16 protein-coding genes are annotated in these 18951 nt (G+C 59.6%); 11 read left to right on the top strand and 5 right to left on the bottom strand.

Features of this window, described 5'->3' with window-relative positions; genetic code table 11:
• The first annotated feature begins 18 nt into the window (after positions 1-18).
• Positions 19-822 carry a substrate-binding periplasmic protein gene (locus tag ACE3O2_RS11465; protein WP_374337603.1) on the top strand — a complete coding sequence of 268 codons (804 nt, stop codon included), beginning with the start codon at positions 19-21 and terminating at the stop codon, positions 820-822.
• Between the two features lie 53 nt (positions 823-875).
• Here ACE3O2_RS11465 and recN read toward each other — a convergent pair whose 3' ends face one another.
• Together recN and ACE3O2_RS11455 are read right to left on the bottom strand one after the other, a co-directional pair.
• Positions 876-2534, bottom strand: a complete 1659-nt coding sequence (recN, locus tag ACE3O2_RS11460; protein ID WP_374337601.1) for a DNA repair protein RecN — start codon at positions 2532-2534, stop codon at positions 876-878.
• A 10-nt stretch (positions 2535-2544) separates the two neighbouring features.
• Positions 2545-3420, bottom strand: a complete 876-nt coding sequence (locus ACE3O2_RS11455; protein WP_168877116.1) for an NAD kinase — start codon at positions 3418-3420, stop codon at positions 2545-2547.
• Between the two features lie 98 nt (positions 3421-3518).
• On the opposite strand from ACE3O2_RS11455, the gene hrcA reads away from it, so the two are divergent.
• Positions 3519-4538 carry a heat-inducible transcriptional repressor HrcA gene (hrcA, locus tag ACE3O2_RS11450; protein WP_168877115.1) on the top strand — a complete coding sequence of 340 codons (1020 nt, stop codon included), beginning with the start codon at positions 3519-3521 and terminating at the stop codon, positions 4536-4538.
• Between the two features lie 44 nt (positions 4539-4582).
• On the top strand, positions 4583-5677 hold the full coding sequence (gene hemH / locus ACE3O2_RS11445) for a ferrochelatase (RefSeq protein WP_374337599.1): 1095 nt from the start codon (positions 4583-4585) through the stop codon (positions 5675-5677).
• Positions 5678-5681: 4 nt separating this feature from the next.
• Here the strand turns inward: hemH and ACE3O2_RS11440 are convergent, their stop codons facing one another.
• Genes ACE3O2_RS11440 through ACE3O2_RS11430 form a run of 3 tightly spaced genes read right to left on the bottom strand, consistent with a single transcriptional unit; the run spans position 5682 to position 7662 of the window.
• Complete coding sequence (locus tag ACE3O2_RS11440; protein ID WP_374337597.1) at positions 5682-6047, bottom strand: antibiotic biosynthesis monooxygenase; 366 nt, start codon at positions 6045-6047, stop codon at positions 5682-5684.
• Between the two features lie 10 nt (positions 6048-6057).
• The gene (locus ACE3O2_RS11435; RefSeq protein ID WP_168877112.1) at positions 6058-6927 is read right to left on the bottom strand and encodes a DMT family transporter; all 870 of its coding nucleotides are present in this window, start codon (positions 6925-6927) and stop codon (positions 6058-6060) included.
• 39 nt (positions 6928-6966) lie between these two features.
• Complete coding sequence (locus ACE3O2_RS11430; protein ID WP_374337595.1) at positions 6967-7662, bottom strand: CTP synthase; 696 nt, start codon at positions 7660-7662, stop codon at positions 6967-6969.
• Positions 7663-7778: 116 nt separating this feature from the next.
• Between ACE3O2_RS11430 and ACE3O2_RS11425 the strand changes: the two genes are divergently transcribed.
• The 8 genes from ACE3O2_RS11425 (at position 7779) to ACE3O2_RS11390 (ending at position 18941) form a co-directional block, all read left to right on the top strand.
• The gene (locus ACE3O2_RS11425; RefSeq protein WP_374337594.1) at positions 7779-8720 is read left to right on the top strand and encodes a LysR substrate-binding domain-containing protein; all 942 of its coding nucleotides are present in this window, start codon (positions 7779-7781) and stop codon (positions 8718-8720) included.
• Between the two features lie 71 nt (positions 8721-8791).
• Positions 8792-9388, top strand: coding sequence for a TetR/AcrR family transcriptional regulator (locus ACE3O2_RS11420; RefSeq protein WP_374337592.1), 597 nt, complete (start codon positions 8792-8794; stop codon positions 9386-9388).
• 184 nt (positions 9389-9572) lie between these two features.
• The gene (locus tag ACE3O2_RS11415) at positions 9573-10361 is read left to right on the top strand and encodes an alpha/beta fold hydrolase (protein WP_374337590.1); all 789 of its coding nucleotides are present in this window, start codon (positions 9573-9575) and stop codon (positions 10359-10361) included.
• Between the two features lie 138 nt (positions 10362-10499).
• Positions 10500-12620: an ATP-binding protein gene (locus tag ACE3O2_RS11410; RefSeq protein WP_374337588.1), complete on the top strand. Its 2121-nt coding sequence runs from the start codon at positions 10500-10502 to the stop codon at positions 12618-12620.
• A gap of 69 nt (positions 12621-12689) precedes the next feature.
• Positions 12690-14591: a molecular chaperone HtpG gene (htpG, locus tag ACE3O2_RS11405; RefSeq protein WP_374337586.1), complete on the top strand. Its 1902-nt coding sequence runs from the start codon at positions 12690-12692 to the stop codon at positions 14589-14591.
• 15 nt (positions 14592-14606) lie between these two features.
• Positions 14607-15419, top strand: a complete 813-nt coding sequence (locus ACE3O2_RS11400; protein WP_374337584.1) for a zinc-dependent peptidase — start codon at positions 14607-14609, stop codon at positions 15417-15419.
• A gap of 55 nt (positions 15420-15474) precedes the next feature.
• Positions 15475-18561, top strand: coding sequence for a PAS domain S-box protein (locus ACE3O2_RS11395; RefSeq protein WP_374337582.1), 3087 nt, complete (start codon positions 15475-15477; stop codon positions 18559-18561).
• Positions 18558-18941, top strand: a complete 384-nt coding sequence (locus tag ACE3O2_RS11390; RefSeq protein ID WP_374337579.1) for a response regulator — start codon at positions 18558-18560, stop codon at positions 18939-18941. Before ACE3O2_RS11395 ends, ACE3O2_RS11390 begins: the two co-directional genes overlap by 4 nt.
• The last annotated feature ends 10 nt before the right edge of the window (positions 18942-18951 follow it).

Genomic DNA, 18951 nt, shown 5'->3' with positions numbered 1-18951 from the left:
GGTGTACTACAGTAAACTATGGTCAAGCTCAACCAACAAGTCAAGACAAAGGCCCGCAGGAGCTATCTGCTGCTGCTTGTGCTGCTGTTCAGCAGCTTGCACATCCATGCAGAAGAGATCCGCATTGCCATCAATGATGTCGATAACAGCCCGTACATGGTGGGGTCGGGCTCAGCCTTGTCGTCCCCGCCCGGCATTGCGGTAGAGCTGGCCAATACGGTTGCGGCGGATATCGGGGTGACCCTCAGCTGGCAACGTCTGCCCAGCAAGCGTTTATTGCTGGACCTGAAAGAGGGACGGATAGACGCCATCCTCATGCTGTCCTATAGCGAGGAGCGCGCCCGAGACTATGCATACCCGCTGAATAAAGCAGGCCAGCTGGATGACAGCCGACGCATCGGCTACCTCTCTTATGCCTTGTATCGTCAAAAAGGCAGCGCGGTGCAGTGGGACGGCAAACAGTTTCTCAATCTGACCGGGCCGGTAGGGGCCAATACCGGCTACTCGGTGGTGGATATGTTGAAACAATTGGGCGCCACGGTGGATGAGGCCAAGGAAACCACGCAAAACTTTGGCAAACTGGCGCTTGGACGGGTGCAGCTGGTTGCCGCACAGGAAGTGATGGGGGATTATCTGCTGTCAGAGCGCCGTTTTCCCTCAGCGGAAAAATTGCCGGTACTCCTGAGTGGAAAGTCTTACTTCACGGTGTTCAGCAAAGCGTTTGCAGCTCGCAAGCCGGAGCTGATGGAACGTTTCTGGCAGCGACTGTCAGGAATCCGGGATGCCAAAACCCGAACCCTGTTACCTGCATATCTGGATTAACCCCCTGTGGCGGTATGGTGTCTAGCCCTGAGCAAAGGCAAGCGTATACGCCTTCAGGGCTGAGCCAGCAATTCCTGGGCGTGCTGGCGTGTGGTGTCCGTAATCTGCGCGCCACCCAGCATGCGGGCGATTTCTTCCGTGCGCGTCTGCCCGTCCAGCACTGTAATCCGGCTGCGCAGCACGCCGGACTCCAGCCCTTTACTGACCTGCCAGTGTTGATGCCCGCACGCGGCGACCTGCGGCAGGTGGGTAATGGACAGCACCTGATGGCGTTCACCCAGCTGGCGCAGCAAACGGCCCACAATATCGGCAACCCGCCCGCCAATGCCGACATCCACTTCGTCGAAAATCAGGGTCGGTACGGCCGCGACGGTGGTCATCGCCACCTGAATGGCAAGGCTGACGCGGGAGAGCTCGCCGCCTGAAGCTATGCGCGCTAGCGACTGTGCGGGCGCATCGTGGTGGCTGATGCGGTATTCGACGCTCTCCGTGCCAGATGCGCCAGGCGTGGTCAGCGCTTGTAGCGCAACACTGAAGCGACTGCTGGCCATGGCCAATTGCGCCAGCGTATCACTGACGGCGAGTCCCAGTTGCTCAGCCGCTTGCTCCCGCATGCGGCGCAATTGTGCAGCGTGCTGCTGGTAGTCTCGCTCGGCCTCCTGCACGCGCTGCCGCAACCCGTCCTGGTCCGACAGACTGAGCAGTTTCAGGCGTTGCTGCTGCGCGCTGAGCAAGGCAGCATGCAATTCGGCAGGCTCCAGCTTCAGTTTGCGTGCGGTTGCGTACAGATTGGCCAGCTGCTGATCCAGCGCCGCCAGTTCGGCGGGGTCCAGATCGGTTCGGTTACCGTAATGGCGCAGGCTGTAAGCGGCTTCCTGCAACTGGATGGTGGCACTGTCCAGCAGGTCAGCCGCTTCCATCAGGGTGGGGTCAATCTTTGCCAGCTCTCGGATGTGCCCGGCCAGATGGTGCAGGGGGGGCAGCATGGCCTGCTCACTCTCCATCAGCAGTGCCACGCCATTTTGTGCGCCCTCCAGCAGGCTGGCGGCGTGGCTGAGCCGGGCGTGATCTTGCAGCAATTGCTGCCAGGCGTCCGGGGGCAAGGCCACCGGGCTTAATTCCTGAATCTGCCAGTCCAGCCGGGACAAGGCTTGCTCTCGCTCGGCTTGTTGCCGCTCGGCATCCTGCAGGGTTTGCAGGGCTTGCTGCCACTGTTGCCAGGCGGCACGTACGGCCTGCAACTGGGCCTCTGCACCCGCGTATGCATCCAGCAGGCTACGTTGGGCATCGGCCCGTAGCAGCGATTGATGGGCGTGCTGACCGTGAATGTCGATCAGCTGTTCGCCCAGCTCGCGCAGTTGCTGCACGGTGGCGCTGATACCGTTGATAAACGCGCGACTTTTACCTTGTCTGTCCAGCGTGCGACGCAGCAACAACGGCTCTCCGGGCTCGTTTGCCAATTCCTGAGATGCCAGCCAAGTCTGGACTTCCGGCAGCTGGCTGAGGTCAAACTCGGCGCTCAGGTCAGCCTTGTCACAACCCTGCCGTACCAGCGTACTGTCCGCGCGGCCGCCCAGCAACAACCCTAGCGCATCAATCAGCAGCGATTTGCCGGCCCCCGTTTCCCCGGTGAGCACGGTAAAACCGCTGGAGAAGGTCAGTTCCAGCTGGTCGACAATCACAAAGTCACGGATGGTCAGCAGGGTCAGCATGAATACAGGCTCAGAGCAGTTGTTCGCCCCAGTGCAGCTTCTGGCGCAAGACATCGTAGTAGTTGTAGCCCAGCGGGTGCAGCAGGGTCAGGGCGCGTTCCGAGCGGCGGATCAAGACCCGGTCGGTTTCCTGCAGGTCAACATGGAACTGGCCATCGAAATGGACCCGGCTCTCAAAGCCCCGCAGCAGCACAAACTCAATCTCGGCCCGGTCGCTCACGGCGATCGGTCGGTTACTCATGGATTGCGGGCAAATCGGCACCAGTGCCAGCGCAGGTACAGAAGGGTGCAGTATGGGGCCGCCAGCGGCCAGTGCATAGGCGGTGGACCCGGTCGGTGTCGACACAATCAAGCCATCGGAGCGCTGGCTGTAGACAAACTGGTTGTCGATGAAGATCTCAAACTCGATCATGGCGCCAAGTGCGCCACGACTGAACACCACATCGTTGAAGGCGCTGCCGCTGGCGATGACGGCACCATCACGCATCACGGTGGTTTCCAGCAGCATGCGCTCTTCGGGTACAAAGCGGCCTTCCAGCATGCCCTGAATCACAGAGAGCATGCGGTCCAGCGGAACGTCGGTCATGAAGCCGAGCCGGCCCTGGTTGACGCCAATGATGGGTACTTCATATCCTGCCAGCAGGCGGGCGATACCCAGCAGGGTACCATCGCCACCAATCACTATTGCCAGGTCTACCTGGCTGCCGATGGCATCCCGCTTCAGCAGTGGAAAGTCGTGCGCGTGGCCGGTGGGGACGGCTTCACCATCCAGATAGACGGCCAGACCTTGCTCGCGCAGGAATTCGGCCAATTGCAGGACCGACACCAGAACATCCGGTGTGCGGCGGCGTCCAATGATGGCAATGCGCGGGAACAGTTTGTTCATGCCGGCATTAAAGCACAAGCCGGGGAGGGCGACCAGCGCTTGTCATGGTCGCCCGGGCGGGGGTGACCACGGCCCGAAGTTTGTGGTAAATAGAAAGCATGCTGAATCCACGTGCCCAATTGCTGCTGAAGACCCTGGTTGAACGTTATATTGCTGACGGTCAGCCGGTGGGCTCACGCACCTTGCTGCAGCTGTCCGGGCTGGATCTCAGCCCGGCGTCAGTGCGCAATGTCATGGCACAGCTGGAGGAGCTGGGCTTCATTGCCAGCCCGCATACCTCGGCAGGCAGGATACCCACGACATTGGGCTACCGCTATTTTGTGGACACCCTGATGACGGTCAGCTCGGAGTCCGGCGAGGTATTGCGCCAGCAACTGGCATCGCAACTGCACCCGGATAGCCCGCAGCGCCTGATGAATACCACCTCGCAGTTGCTGTCGGAATTGACCCGCTTTGCGGGTGTGGTGGTGACCCCCAAGCGCAAGAATCTCGCGATTCGCCATATTGAATTCCTGCGAATGAGCCCGCAGCGGGTGCTGCTGATCCTCGTCGCCACCGATGGCAGCGTACAGAATCGCTTTCTGCAAACCGACCGCGACTACTCGGCGGCTGAATTGACCGAGGCCGCCAATTTCCTTAATCAGCACTATGCTGGCTGTACCTTTCTGGTGATGCGTGCCCGCTTGCAGCAGGAGCTGCAGCAGTTGCAAAGTGATATGACCGCATTGATGAGTACGGCATTGGCAGTGGGCGAGGCTGCGCTGGCGGAGGAAGAGGAAGAGGTTGTGCTGTCTGGAGAAGGTAATCTGCTGTCCAGTTCCGACTTGGGCGGCAATCTGGAGCAGATGCGCCGTCTGTTCCAGGTGTTTGAACAAAAGACCGTCTTGCTGCAATTGCTGGATGTTAGCCAGCGGGCGCAAGGCGTGCAGATTTTCATCGGCGGTGAGTCCGGCCTGTTGCCACTGGACGATTGCTCGGTGGTGGCGTCACCCTATGAGATTGATGGTGAAGTGGTCGGCACCCTCGGTGTGATCGGGCCGACCCGCATGGCTTATGAGCGGGTGATCCCGATCGTGGACGTCACCGCCAAGCTGTTATCCAATGCCCTGTCAGGCTGAGTGCGCTTGCGACAGCCTGAGTTGTCCCCTTACTGAAAGTGACCATGTCCTACCCGATCGCCGAACCTGCCTTTCAGCACCAGCACGCTGCCCGTGTCGGGGTGTTGCTGGTGAACCTGGGTACGCCGGAGGCCCCCACGCCCAAGGCGTTGCGTCCCTATTTGCGGCAATTCTTGTCGGATCGTCGGGTCATCGAGATTCCACGCCCGGTCTGGTGGTTGATCCTCAACGCCTTCATTCTGCCATTCCGCCCACGCAAATCGGCGGAGAAGTACGCCACCATCTGGACCCCGGAAGGCTCACCCCTGAAGCTGCACACCGAGAAGCAGGCCAAGTTGCTGAAAGGCTTGCTGGGTGACCGGCTGGGAGATCATGTGATGGTGGGCTGGGCCATGCGCTATGGCAAGCCGGCGGTGGCCGATGTCCTGGCCGAGATGAAGGGCAAGGGCTGTGACCGCATCCTGCTGCTGCCCATGTACCCGCAATACGCGGCGAGCAGTGTGGGGTCTGCCATGGACGAAGTGTTCCGTGCCTTGCAAGGCATGCGCAACCCGCCTGAGCTGCGGGTGATCAAGCATTTTCATGATGAACCTGCCTATATCGAGGCGCTGGCAGACAAGATACGGCGGCATTGGGCGTTGAATGGGCGGGGTGACCACCTGCTGCTGAGTTTCCATGGTGTGCCGCGTTTCACGCTGGACAAGGGCGATCCCTACCATTGCGAATGCCTCAAGACCGGGCGGTTGTTGCGTGAAGCGCTGGGTTTGCCCACCGAGCAGGTGACGGTGGCTTTCCAGTCCCGCTTTGGCAAGGCAGAGTGGCTAAAGCCCTACGTGGTCGATAGCCTGAAGAAGCTGGGCAAGGCCAAGGTCGGCAAGCTGGATGTGATCTGCCCTGGCTTTGTGGCGGACTGCCTGGAAACCCTGGAAGAAATTGCCATGGAAGGCAAGGCCACTTTCCTGTCAGCGGGGGGCGGCGAATTCCGCTACATCCCGTGCCTGAATGAGGACGCGCCTTTTATTGCGGCGCTGGCCGGTCTGGCTGAGCGCCACATGCAAGGCTGGGATCTGGCCAAACCCGATCCCGCCGTGCTGGAGCAGCGGCGGCTACAGGCCAAGGCGGCAGGCGCCGAGGCCTGAGCGTTCAGCGAAGGGGCGCCAGCACCCCATCGGCTTGGCGGGCGAAGCCATAGGCCCGTTCCACCTTGCACACCCGGGTGGCCATCACTTCGTACCATTTCTGTTTGCCCAGCTCACGGGCGATGACATGCTCAGCCTGCTCTCGCCAGGCCTGGATGCTGGCTTCATCCTGCCAATAGGACACCGTGATGCCAAAACGGTCATCGCCCCGCACGGACTCTACCCCCAGATAACCCGGTTGCTGCGCGGCCAGCGCCACCATGCGGCTGGCCATTGCGGCATAACCTTCGTCACCCTCGTGACGTACGGAACTGAAAATGACCGCGTAGTAAGGGGGCTCAGGCAGGCGGGCGACGGGATCGTGTGACATGGACTTTCCTTTATTTGCGCAGCATCAGTACGTTGCCAGACAGGCACAGGGCCATGCCGAAAAAGGCAGACAGATGCCACTGATAGTCTTCAAAAAAGGTGGACAGCAGCAGCGCCACCAGCGGGATCAACACCCCGGCGTAAGAGGCTTTGGCAGGACCAATGCGCGCAATCAGCGTCAAGTAAGCGCCAAAAGCCAGCACTGAGCCAAAAAAGGCCAGATAGAGCAGGGACGACACATAAGGTACGGTCAGCGGGATACTGGGCACATGCCCCTGCAGCAGGCTGACCAGTAGCATGGTGCCCGCGCCATAGGCCATGCTGACAGCGTTGCCCGACATCACGCCCATATTGTCGCGGGCATTGCGCGCCGACAGCAGATTGCCCGCACTGGCAAACAAGGCCGCCAGAAGCCCCAGTCCTATCCCCTGCAGGGTTTTGGCGTCGCCGCGCAGGCTTTGCAGCTCCGGCAGAAAGACCAATGCTACCCCAAGCATGCCCAGTAACGCCCCACCTGCTGAGCGACGGGTGATGGGGATCTGGAAGAAAACGCGGCTGCCGAGCAGATTGACGCCAATGATGGCGGTAAACAGCACCGCCACCAGGCCGGAGCTGATGTGCATCTCGGCCAGATAGATCAGTGCATAGTTGATGCCATACTGGCACAGGCCCAGCAGGAGCAGCCAGCCATGCTGCTGCAGCGTGAAGCGGACCGGCAACTTGCGCCACCCTAGCCACAGCCAGAGCATCAGGCTGGCCAGCCCAAAGCGCCAGGCCAGCGAGACGGTGACCGGCACCGTACCCAGCTGGAAGGTGATGGCAATCCAGGTGGAGCCCCAGATCAGAATGGTGGACAAATAGAGTTGCCAGGTTTGCATCATTTTCTTTCATGATCCGGCGGCACAGGCCGCCGGGGTAGATCAGCGTTGCTGCATGGCATGAACCAGACCCGCAACAGGTGGGGGCAGGATGCCTTGCAATGCGCTACGTTCAGGTTGGAACAGGCTGGCAATGAAGTAGGGGTGGCCCTGCAGCTCAATGGCACGTACCTCGCCCGCATCGTCGTGCCCCACGGCACGCAAGGGGCCCTGTTGCAAATGCGCGGTCAGGCGTGGGCTCGGCCCATAATTGCAGCGGAAGCCTTCTTCAATCCGGGTGCGACCGTATAGTCGGGCCAGCTGGCTGTTTTCTGACAGCATGATGCCAGCTTTGACATCAATCAGGCTACAGCTGAGGCGGCTGATGACCGCGTGGGGCGAATCCGGGTCGATCTCGGCATGGGTCGCCTCGGCCCAGCCCAGCACATGGCGTGCGTACTCCAGCAAGGCGTGCTGGAAGCCGCCACAGCTGCCCAGAAACGGGATGTGCTGTTCTCTGGCGGTGCGGATGGCCAGCAAGGCACCCGCTTCACTGCGATAGGGGCTGCCGGGCACGCACCAGATACCATGAAAATCATTGAACAGCGCGGGGTGATCAATCTCATCGGTAGTCAGCCAGTGCGACTGAATGTCGTGGCCACTGGCCTCCGCGGCCAGCTGCAAGGCCACGGGGATGGCCTGATGGGCCGTGATGTCTGGTGAATAGTCGCCTACAAGGGCAACCCTCAGCGTTTTCATGGGGATTTCCTGTCTGGTCTTGTTCAAGGGGTTGGCGACGTCGCAGGGATGAATTCTGGCGGGCTGGGCGCACCGGAGCAAACGGAATATACTGTTACACTGCATAAATTCTATTCATGAACATGGCTCAATCCCCACTCGAGCTGCGCCACTTGCGCACTTTGCTGACGCTGGCGCGTACTGGCAGCCTGACCGACACCGCACGGGAACTGCACCTGACCCAGTCCGCCATTTCTTATCAGATCAAGGCGCTGGAGGCGCATTACGGCTGTGCCCTGTTTGCCCGCAAATCGGCGCCACCCCGGTTTTCTCCCGCGGGGCAACGACTGTTGCAGCTGGCCAGACAAATGCAGCAGGCACAGGCCGAGGCGGAGCAGGACCTGCAAAGGATTGTCCGTGCGGAGGCTGGGCAACTGCGCATCAGTGTGGCCTGTCATTCCTCATTTGACTGGCTGCTGCCCGCCAACGAGGGATTCCGCGAGCGTTGGCCTGATGTGTCACTGGATTTCCTGCTGGGTTGGCAGGCGGAGCCGGTGGCCCTGCTGCGCGAACACAAGGCGGACCTGGTCATCCTGTCTGAGCCGATCCAGCCGCAGGATGTGGTGCTGCACCCCTTGTTTTCCTTTGAGATTGTTGCGGTACTGCCCAAGGCGCATCCCTTGCTGCAGCGGGCGGTACTGGAACCGCAGGACTTTATCGGCGAAACCCTGATCAGCTACCCGCTGCCCGACCATCGGCTGGATCTGGTACACAAGGTGCTGCGCCCGGCCGGGATTGAGGTGCGACGTCGTACGGTGGAGCTGACGGCAGCCATCATCCAGCTGGTGGCATTGCGACAGGGTGTGGCGGCGCTGCCCGCCTGGAGTGTCAGTGACTATGCGGGCAAGGGCTACGTGGAAACCCGGCGCATTACGGCTGAAGGCTTGCGTTGCGACCTGTTTGCAGCCACCCGGGCGGCGCAGGCAGATGAGCCCTTTGTGCAGGACTTTCTGCAGGAGGTTCGGCTTGCCGCTGCAGAGCGCGTGACACCGGTGGCCGCTGTGATGGCGGAGAGCTAGTTCGGGCTGGATATAGATATTGAAAAGATCGAACGATCGTGCTTTAATTGGATTTATTGAGGTTGGTTTCCATGGGAAAAGGTAGTAACACTCGGGCGTTGATCATACGGACTGCCATGCAGGTCGCCAGTGAGGTGGGGCTGGATGGTTTGACGTTTGGCGATCTGGCCAAGAAGCTGAAGATGTCGAAGAGCGGCCTGTTTGGCCACTTTGGCTCGCGAGAAGAGTTGCAACTGGAGGTCATGGCCCAGTCGTTGCAGGAGTTTGGCGAGGTGGTGGTCAAGCCGGCCATGAAGCAACCTCGCGGTATCCGGCGCCTGCGTGCCTTGTTTACCGGATGGCTGGAAGAAGCAGCCTTGCCCTGCAATTGCCTGCTGGCGGGCGCTGCGTTTGAGTTTGAGAAAAAGCCGGGGCCGGTTCAGGATGCGGTGTTCAGCCATTATCGTACTTGGCAAGGCTTTATTGAGAAAGCCACCCTGCTGGCTGTAGAGGAGGGTGAGCTGCCTGCGGATACCGATGCAGAACAGATTGCCTTTGTGACGCTGGGTCTGGTGTTTGCAACCTATGTGTACCGGGGCCTGGAAACCACCGAAATGGTACGAGAGCGCACCACCCGCAGTTTTGAGCACATGCTGCAACAGCCACCCAGGTTACCTGCAGCCCGTTAGCATGTTTTGACCGGATTAACCCTGATCACGGGTTAATCCCTCTTTGAGTAAAGAGAGGATCACCATGTCATCCAACAGTGACGTCGCTTACATCAAAAAAAACACGAACGTTCGCACTAATAATAAAAGCGCTACCCTTGTAAAACGCCTGATCCCCTGGCTGAGTGCGCGCTATCCCGGCTACATGAGTCGTTGGGCACTACGGCAGTTCACCACGCCGCCCAAACCCCAGGAAACGGCAACACAACGCCAATGGCGTGCCAAGGCCGAGGTGATTCCGCTGTGGCATGAGCAAAGTCGCTGGTTGAATACCCCACAACGGGGCGGGCAGTTGCTCCGCTGGGGGCAGGGTGAGCGAAAAATCCTGCTGGTACATGGCTGGGGTGGCTGGGCGACACAGTTTGCGGCCTGGTTGCCGCCATTGCTGGCCAGTGGCTGTCAGGTGCTGGCGCTGGACATGCCGGGGCATGGTGAATCGCCCAAGCGCCAGGTCACCCTGTTTGATTTCATGGCTGCGCTGCGGCTGGTGGAGCGGCTGATCGGGCCGGTAGATGCCGCAGCGGGTCACTCGCTGGGGGCCTCCGCCTTAACCCTGACGGCAGCGGAGGGATGGTCCGCCGGGCGGCTGGTCATGCTGGCGGCAGCTGAGAACATTGAGATGGCACCTCGCCAGTTTGCGCGTATGGTGGCGTTGCCAGACAACATCCGCCTCAACATGCAAGAAGCGATGGCGCAGCGGCATGGTGTGTCGTGGCAAGAACTGGATGGTCGACTCATTGCGCACAATGCCCGTTATCCTGCTTTGGTCATTCATGATCGCCAGGACAAGGAAATCCCCTATGAGCAAGGGGTGCAGCTGGCTGCACGCTGGCCCGGCGCGCAACTGGTGACCACTGAAGGGTTGGGCCACCGCCGTATCTTGCAAGACAAGGGCGTGATGCAACAGGCCATTGATTTCATGCTGTTGGACTAGCAAGGTGTCGCCAAGCATCGGAACGGCGTCTACACTTGCAGCATGCGGTTTCTGCACCGTTCCTCTTTTGCTGATGATCACACCGCGTCTGGCCAGATGCCCAGGCGGAGGTGGCGTCTTGCCTCCAGCTGGACGCAGGTGCTGGCGTACGGCGCACTGCTGACCAGTGTTCTGGTGCTGGTCGGGTGGCTGATGTCGCTACTCCTGTTTGGCAAAGCCGTGCAAGGGTGGTGGGGGCTATTGGCCTTGCCCGGTTTCGGCATCGGCCTGCTGATACTAGCGCTGGGTCGGGAAAACCGGCGTCTGAGGCAGCGCCTGCGTGAGGCTCGTCAGCGCGAGCAACGTCAGCAGGTGTTGTTTGATCTCTCCATCGACTGGGTGTGGGAGATGGATGCGGAGTATCGGTTTACCTACATCGAGGCGGGCATGGGGGCCGCAGTCCGCTTGTCGCCTGAGGGTATCCTGGGCAAAACGCCGTGGGAGCTGCCCTATCTTGGCCCCTGCAATGACTGGGGTGCCTTCCATGAGGTGTTTGCAAGGCGGCAGGCGGTGCAACGACTGGAGCTGATCCGCCAGCGTGATAATGATCCCCCCAGCTATGTAGCCATCAGTGGTATCCCGGTGTTTGATGCTGCCGACCAGTTTACCGGCTGGCGCGGCATTTCACAGGACATTACCGCGCAAAAACGGGCCGAAGTGGCTCTGCGCCAACACCGGGACCAGTTGCAACGCACGGCGGATGCGCAGACCGAGCGCCTGATGGCCGTATTTGATGCCAGCCCTATGGGGATGGCGCAGGTGATCAACCGGCACTTCGTGATGGTCAATCAGGCTTTCCTGGAGCTGTTTGGCTGGCCTGCTGAACAGATGTTGGGGCACTCGACCCGCATGGTTTTTGAAAGTGATGCGGCCTTTATGGACGTGGGGCAACGCGTTACGCCGGTCCAGTTCTCCGGGCTGACCCATACCGTCAATACCCCTTTTGTCCGGGCTGATGGCCGGGTATTTGACGGCGTGGCCTATGGTCGGGCGATTGACATTCATGACCCGTCCAAAGGCCAGATGTGGTTATACCAGGATGTCTCCGCGGAACGGGAGGCCGCCGCAGCACTGGCGCGCAGCGAGCACGCCTATGAAGAAGCGTCCAGCATTGCCCACATTGGGCATTTTCGCTGGAATGTCAGCGAAGGTGTCATTTGGTCGGCGGAGACGTTTCGTTTGCATGGCTTTGATCCGGCTGAGCCTACTCCGGACTTGGACCAGATTTTGCAGCGCATCCATCCGGAAGATGCAGAGCATTGGTTCCGCTTGGCGGCACTGGCGGTGGAAGAGGGCCTGACTTGCGACTATCACTATCGCGTGGTGCACCCGGATGGCAAGGTTTTGATTCTCAAAGAGTGCAATCGCCTGCTGCTGGATGAGTTTGGTAACATCGTGGGCCAGTTTGGAACGGTGCAGGATCAGACCGAGATTTTTCAGGCCGAAGATGCCTTGCGACTGGCGCGGGATGAAGCCGAGCAGGCCAATCGTGCCAAGTCTGTATTTCTGGCCAATATGTCACACGAGTTGCGCACGCCCATGCACGCCATCCTCAGCTTTGCCGAGCTGGCCGCTGACCGGCTGGACAAAGCGCCCGCAGAGAAGATTCAACATTACCTTGGCAACATCCGTCAGGCGGGGCAACGCTTGCTGGGATTGCTGAATGACTTGCTGGACCTCTCCAAAATGGAGGCGGGCAAGATGAGCTATCAGATGACATCGCAGCCCTTGCTGCCATTGGTGCATGATGCCATTGCCGAACTGCAGCTGCTGGCCATGGCGCGAGCGCAGCACATTGAACTGCTGGCAGAGCGTGAGGACCTGGTGCTGCCGTTTGATGGTATGCGACTGGGGCAATTGCTGCGCAATCTGCTGGCCAATGCCATCAAGTTCAGCCCCGAGCGTGGCTTGATCCAGGTCTCCATACGCCAGGGCACCCTGCCGGGTCGAGGTGTGGCTGCCGTGTTGCTGGCGGTGCAGGATCAGGGGGTGGGTATTCCGCACGGCGAACTGGAAAGCGTATTCGACAAATTCATTCAGAGCAGTGCCACGCGCTCCAACGCGGGTGGTACCGGACTGGGCTTGCCGATTTGCCGGGAAATCGCCCGCGGACATGGCGGCATGATCTGGGCCAGCAACAATGATCCCGGCCCAGGGGCGACGCTTACGGTGGCCTTGCCCTTGATGGCTCATCCTCAGCCCGAATGGGTTCGCGCTTGAAAACCAGAAGGTCTGTCCCCAATTAGGCTGCATGCGGCAAAGCCGTTTTGTCAGTCAACGAGGATAGCCATGAGTGTGAACAAGGAAACGCTGGGTTTTCAGGCAGAGGTCAAACAACTGCTGAAGTTGATGATTCACTCGCTGTATTCCAACAAGGAAATCTTCCTGCGCGAGTTGATCTCCAATGCATCGGATGCCGCAGACAAACTGCGGTTTGCCGCCATTGCGGATGGCAGCTTGCTGGCGAATGACCCTGAACTGCAAATCCATGTGTCCTTCGACAAAGATGCCCGTACTGTCACCATCGCGGATAACGGCATCGGCATGAGCCGTGAGGACGTGATCCAGCATATCGGCACCATTGCCAAGTCCGGTACCCGCGAATTCTTTGAAAAGCTGTCCGGCGATGAGCGCAAGGATGCCAACCTGATTGGCCAGTTTGGCGTGGGTTTTTACTCCGCCTTTATCGTGGCAGACCGCGTGACGTTGACCACCCGTCGTGCTGGCAGTACGGCGGATGCCGCCGTGCGCTGGGAGTCTGCGGGTGACGGTGAGTACACGCTGGAAAACGTCAGCAAGCCGGGCCGGGGTACCGAGATTGTGCTGCACCTGCGTGAGGGTGAAGACGAGTTCCTCAATGAGTGGCGTCTGTCCAATGTCATCAAGACCTACTCGGACCATATTTCCTTGCCTATCCTGTTGCACAAACCCAAGCGGGACGACAAGGGTGAGCTGCTGAACGAAGAAGAGATCGAAACGGTTAACCAGGCTTCGGCCTTGTGGACCCGGTCCAAAGCGGACATCAGCAAGGAACAGTACGAAGAATTCTACAAGCACGTGGCGCACGACTGGGAAGCCCCGCTGGCGTGGAGTCACGCCAAGGTTGAAGGCCGCCAGGAGTACACCGAGCTGCTGTACATCCCGCAGCGCGCACCGTTTGACCTGTACGACCGTGAACGCCGCCAGGGCATCAAGCTGTATGTGCGCCGTGTCTTCATCATGGACGATGCCGAGAAGCTGCTGCCGCAATACCTGCGCTTTGTGAAGGGGGTGGTCGACAGCAATGACCTGCCGCTGAACGTCAGCCGGGAAATCCTGCAAGACAGCAAGGATATCGACGCCATTCGTGCCGGTTGCGTGAAGAAGATTCTGAGCCTGCTCGACGAGCTGGCGGGTTCGGAAGAGGACGAAGGCAAGGAGAAATTCCGTACCTTCTGGAGCCAGTTTGGCACCGTGTTCAAGGAAGGCATTGGCGAGGACTTTGCCAATAAGGAACGCATTGCCAAGCTGTGCCGTTTTGCCAGCACGCTGGCGAACACGGCCGAGCAGTCGGTGTCGCTGGACGACTATATTGCCCGCATGAAAGACGGGCAGGACAAGATTTACTATGTGACCGCAGACTCCTTTGCCGCCGCTGCCAACAGTCCGCATCTGGAAATCTTCCGCAAGAAGGGCGTGGAAGTGTTGCTACTGTCCGACCGGGTGGACGAATGGCTGGCATCGTCGCTCACCGAGTACAGCGGCAAGAAACTGCAGTCGGTCAGCAAGGGCAGCCTGGACATGGATGCGCTGGCCGATGAAGCCGAGAAGGCCGAGCAGAAAGCCGCTGAAGATGATTTGAAGCCGGTACTGGAGAAGGTGCAGGCCAGCTTGGGTGAGCGCATCAAGGAAGTGCGCGTAACCCATCGTCTGACCGACTCACCGTCCTGCCTGGTGGCGGACGACCACGCCATGAGCGGACATCTGGAGCGACTGTTGAAGTCCGCCGGGCAAAACGTACCGGGCAGCAAGCCGATTCTGGAGCTGAATCCGTCGCACGCACTGGTGAAAAAGTTGTCTGCCGAGCCTGCGCACTTTGATGATCTGGCCCATGTGTTGTTCGAGCAAGCCTTGCTGGCAGAGGGTGGCCAGCTGGAAGACCCGGCGGGCTTTGTGAAGCGCGTCAACAGCCTGTTCCTGTCAGGCCTGTAAGCCAGAGAGGGCGACGTGAAACTGTTCGACTGGTTGCGTCGCCCGCCGCCTCCTCCAGAAATCTTGCTGCCGCAGTGGCAGGCCGTACTGGATCTGCCGCTGTTCGTCGGTTTGAACCGTGATGAAGCCTGGCGCTTGTGTGTACTGGGCGAACGGTTTCTCAGCCGCAAACAATGGGTCGGCACCGAAGGTTTGGTGGTGACCGATGCCATGCGCCGTCTGCTGGCGCTGACCGCCAGCCTGCCCATTCTCAATTTGAACGAAGACAGTTTTGACGACTGGCGCGGGGTCATCCTGTACCCGGCACCCTTTGTGGTGCGCGATGCGCGCCCGGAAATGCTGTCTGTGACACAGTGGGGTGGGGTAGGGGTGGTGCATGAGGAAGACCAGATCCAGCTGGGGCAGGCCAGGGGCGACGGTCCCATTCTGCTCTCCTGGCCGGATGCTGAGCGGGCCAGTCGGCAACTGGATGGTTTTAATGTCATCCTGCACGAAATTGCCCACAAGCTGGACATGCTCAATGGGGTGGCCGACGGTTTCCCGCCTCTGCACCGGGGCATGCAGCGCATGCGCTGGACAGAGGTCTGGCAATCCAACTATCGCCTGATGCGCTGGCAGGCGCGCATGGGGCAGTTGCCGCACTGGCTGGATGCTTATGCCTGCAGCAGCCCGGCGGAGTGTTTTGCTGTACTGAGCGAGACGTTTTTTGAGCTACCCTTTGCCGTTGCCGCAGATTACCCGGCCCTTTATCAGCAACTGGTGTTGTTTTACCGGCAAGACCCCCGTGCTCGAATGATGGGCCCGCGCCGGGCTGAAAGTACGACCTGACTGGCATTTTCCCTGTGCTTGGCTACACTGCGAGCATGACCGGATGAGTGCTGGCATGCTTTCAGACCCTGATGTTTCCTTGCTGACTGACCTGCTGACGGTGGTGCAGGACCCCATCTTGCTGGTGGATGCGGGCGGCCGGGTGCAGGCATGGTCATCCGGTGCCAGCCAACTGCTGGATTTACCCCCGGATGCCCACGGTTGCCTGATCAACGACTGGGTTCCCGATTGGGATGTGATGTGGCTGGAGTGGCCTTCTGCCACCCAGCAAAGCATCAAGCCACTACCGGTGGCGACCCGGGCTGGCATGCAGGTCATGCAGCTTCGTCTGCAGCGTTTATCCCGCCATGGGGTGCCGTGCTGGGCGCTGCAGCTGCTAATGCCGGAAGCGCACACTGCCCAGGCATTGAACCGGTCCATCCTGAGCAGCGCCAACTTTGCCATCATCGCGACTGATCCTGAGGGTTTGATTCACACTTTCAATCCCAGTGCGGAGCGTTTGCTCGGCTACACGGCCGCTGAGGTCGTCGGGCAAATGACCCCGGCACCCTTTCATGACCCGGGCGAGGTGGTGGAACGGGCCCGGATGCTGAGTGAGGAATTGGGGCAAACCATTCTCCCAGGGTTTGACAGCTTCGTTGCCAAGACCCGCTCGACACGCACCGCGGATGAACGGATCTGGACCTATGTCCGCAAGGATGGGAGCAGGCTGCCGGTGCTACTGTCCGTAACCGCACTGTCGGATGCTTCAGACAATATTATTGGTTACCTCGGCATTGCCTTTGATGTGACCCGCACACAGACCATTGAGGCGGAACTGCAACGCGCCCGGAATTTCCTCAACAGCATGATCGAGGAGCTGCCTAACGGCGTGTTCGTCAAGAGCGGCAGGCCGGAAGACTTTGGCAAGGTTTTTCTCTGGAACAAGGCGTGTGCGCAGACCTTGGGCATTCCGTCTGCGAAGATCATCGGGGGCTATGAGCGGGAACATTATCCTCCCGAGCTGGCGGCGTCCTTTCTGGAGAAAGACCGTCAGGTGTTTGAGTGTGGTGTGGAAACCCTGCCAGTGCAGCAAATGCTCTCTCACACCGGGCAAGAGTTGCTGCTCTCCATCACCAAGATTCCCATTTACGATGAGGTGAATCAGCCCCTCTACATGCTGGGTGTAGTGACGGACATTACCCACTCTGAACGGACCCTGCGGGCATTGGCCGAGCGGGAAGCGGAGATGCGCAAGCTGGCCGTAGTCGCCAGCCGCACCGACAACGCGGTGGTGATTACGGATGCAGCGGGTCGTGTTGAGTGGGTGAATGCGGCGTTTACCCGCATCAGTGGCTACGCGCTGGATGAGGTACGTGGTCGCAAGCCCGGGGACGTCCTGCAAGGCCCGGGTACTGAGCCGGTGACCGTCGAGTATATGCGACGACGCCTCGCTCATGGCAAGGGGTTTACCGTTGAAATTCTGAACTACCACAAGTCAGGCCACCCTTACTGGCTGTCCATGGATGTGCAGGCGGTACGCGACGAGCGGCAGCAATTGATCCAGTATGTGGCGGTGCAACGCGACATTACGGCGCAGAAAGACAGCGAAGCACGCATGCTGCTGCAAAACCGCTTGCTGGGAGCGGTGCGTTTCGGCCTGACCCTGTACATTGCCGAGCAAGACCCACGGCGGGTTTTCCAGCTCCTGCTCAATGAGATGCTGGTGTGCACCGAGAGTGCCTATGGAGGCATGCTCGCCATGCAGGGTGAAGGCCCAGGGCCGTTGGTCGAGGCGGGCAGTCTGCCCGCACTGGGTGATACCGTGTCCATGGTGAACCACTTGCTGGATGCCAGTCGTCGCAGTCGTGGCCCGGTGAGCCTGAACTGGCCACCTGGCGCCCGCAACAGTCAGCCTGTGCTGGCACTCCCGTGCTTTGCACTGGATACCTTGCTGGGGCTCATCGTTCTGGCAGGGAGGCCGGAGGGTTACAACGACGATTTACTGGAGCTGATCCAGCCGGTTGTGGTCAGCGTGACCAGTGTGATTCAGGCGGTGCGCCATGAACAAGAGCGCCAGAACTTGCTGGACGAGCTGGCGCAGTTCCGGCAATGGCTGGACAGCACGCTGGACATGATCTGTTGTTACGATCCGCAACAGTCCCGATTAACCTATGTTAACCAGGGCATGCGGGAGCGCTTGGGCTATCTGGAGCATGAGCTGGATCAATTGCCGTTTGATGTGTTGCTGGATCCGGCAGAACAGCTGGTATTTCAGCAAAAGCTGGCGCTATGCCTCTCGGGGCAACATCGTGCACTGCAGTTTGAAACCGTTTTCCTGACCGCATCACGTGATGCTTTTCCGGTTGAGATTCTGCTGCAGCTGAATCATGACCACCTCTCCCGCCCCTTGTTTGTCTCGATCGCGCGCGATGTTTCCGAGCGTCGCAAGATGGAGCGGATGAAGTCCGAGTTCATTTCGACGGTCAGTCATGAGCTGCGCACCCCGTTGACCTCCATTGTCGGATCGCTCAGCCTGTTGACGGCAGGGGCAATGGGCGGCTTGCCACAGCCTGCCATGGAATTGCTGGGGATTGCACAGCGCAATGGCCAGCGCTTGCTGGCATTGATCAGCGATATCCTGGATATCGAGAAAATGGAAAGCGGGCGCTTGCGCCTGCAATGTGAGCTGTGCGACCTGATGCCATTGCTGCAGCAATCACTGGACAATAACACCGGCTATGCTGACAGCTTTGGCGTGTCTATCCAGGCCGGAGGAGCATGGTTACCTATTAAAGTCTGGGCAGATCCTGGCCGGCTGGCACAAGTGCTGAACAACCTCATTTCCAATGCCATCAAGTTCTCGCCCAAAGGGGATCGGGTGCTGGTGTACATGCAGCAGCAGGGGGCGCGTGTCACCATCGTGGTGGAAGACCGTGGCTCCGGTATTCCTGAGGCTTTCCGCAGCCGTATTTTCCAGAAGTTCAGCCAGGCTGATGCCAGCGATACCCGACTCAAAGGGGGAACCGGGCTGGGCTTGTCCATCAGCAAAATGCTGATTGAGCAGATGCAGGGAGAGATCGGCTTTGACAGTCAGACCGGTCTGACCCGCTTTTTCTTCAGTTTGCCTGTCACCGAGACACAGGAAGGGATGTCCATATGACTGAGTTGCAACGCATCATGTATGTCGAAGATGAGCCGGATATTCAGACCGTAGCCCGGCTTGCGCTGGAAATGATCGGCAAGTTCACTGTGCTGGTGTGCAGTTCCGGGCAAGAGGCGCTGGACAAGGTCACGGAATTTGCGCCCCAGATGGTGCTGCTGGATGTCATGATGCCCAATATGGATGGCCCGACCACATTGTCTCACTTGCGGGGGCTGTCCGTGATGGCAGGTGTGCCGGTGGTATTCATGACCGCCAAGGCTCAGCCTTCCGAGGTTCAGCAGTTTCGTGATCTGGGCGCAGTGGATGTGATTCCTAAACCGTTTGATCCCATGCAATTACCGAGCCAATTGCGTAGCATATGGACACGCTGTCAATAGGAGTCCAAGC

The sequence above is a fragment of the Leeia sp. genome, assembly GCF_041909055.1.
Lineage (GTDB): Bacteria > Pseudomonadota > Gammaproteobacteria > Burkholderiales > Leeiaceae > Leeia > Leeia aquatica.
This window is presented reverse-complemented; position numbering and strand designations above follow the sequence as displayed.

What these genes read in the sequence shown, in the direction of transcription:
- ACE3O2_RS11465 (WP_374337603.1), top strand. Translation starts at nt 19, where the DNA reads ATGGTCAAGCTCAACCAACAAGTCAAGACAAAGGCCCGCAGGAGCTAT.
- recN (WP_374337601.1), bottom strand. Translation starts at nt 2,534, where the DNA reads ATGCTGACCCTGCTGACCATCCGTGACTTTGTGATTGTCGACCAGCTG.
- ACE3O2_RS11455 (WP_168877116.1), bottom strand. Translation starts at nt 3,420, where the DNA reads ATGAACAAACTGTTCCCGCGCATTGCCATCATTGGACGCCGCCGCACA.
- hrcA (WP_168877115.1), top strand. Translation starts at nt 3,519, where the DNA reads ATGCTGAATCCACGTGCCCAATTGCTGCTGAAGACCCTGGTTGAACGT.
- hemH (WP_374337599.1), top strand. Translation starts at nt 4,583, where the DNA reads ATGTCCTACCCGATCGCCGAACCTGCCTTTCAGCACCAGCACGCTGCC.
- ACE3O2_RS11440 (WP_374337597.1), bottom strand. Translation starts at nt 6,047, where the DNA reads ATGTCACACGATCCCGTCGCCCGCCTGCCTGAGCCCCCTTACTACGCG.
- ACE3O2_RS11435 (WP_168877112.1), bottom strand. Translation starts at nt 6,927, where the DNA reads ATGATGCAAACCTGGCAACTCTATTTGTCCACCATTCTGATCTGGGGC.
- ACE3O2_RS11430 (WP_374337595.1), bottom strand. Translation starts at nt 7,662, where the DNA reads ATGAAAACGCTGAGGGTTGCCCTTGTAGGCGACTATTCACCAGACATC.
- ACE3O2_RS11425 (WP_374337594.1), top strand. Translation starts at nt 7,779, where the DNA reads ATGAACATGGCTCAATCCCCACTCGAGCTGCGCCACTTGCGCACTTTG.
- ACE3O2_RS11420 (WP_374337592.1), top strand. Translation starts at nt 8,792, where the DNA reads ATGGGAAAAGGTAGTAACACTCGGGCGTTGATCATACGGACTGCCATG.
- ACE3O2_RS11415 (WP_374337590.1), top strand. Translation starts at nt 9,573, where the DNA reads ATGAGTCGTTGGGCACTACGGCAGTTCACCACGCCGCCCAAACCCCAG.
- htpG (WP_374337586.1), top strand. Translation starts at nt 12,690, where the DNA reads ATGAGTGTGAACAAGGAAACGCTGGGTTTTCAGGCAGAGGTCAAACAA.
- ACE3O2_RS11395 (WP_374337582.1), top strand. Translation starts at nt 15,475, where the DNA reads ATGCTTTCAGACCCTGATGTTTCCTTGCTGACTGACCTGCTGACGGTG.
- ACE3O2_RS11390 (WP_374337579.1), top strand. Translation starts at nt 18,558, where the DNA reads ATGACTGAGTTGCAACGCATCATGTATGTCGAAGATGAGCCGGATATT.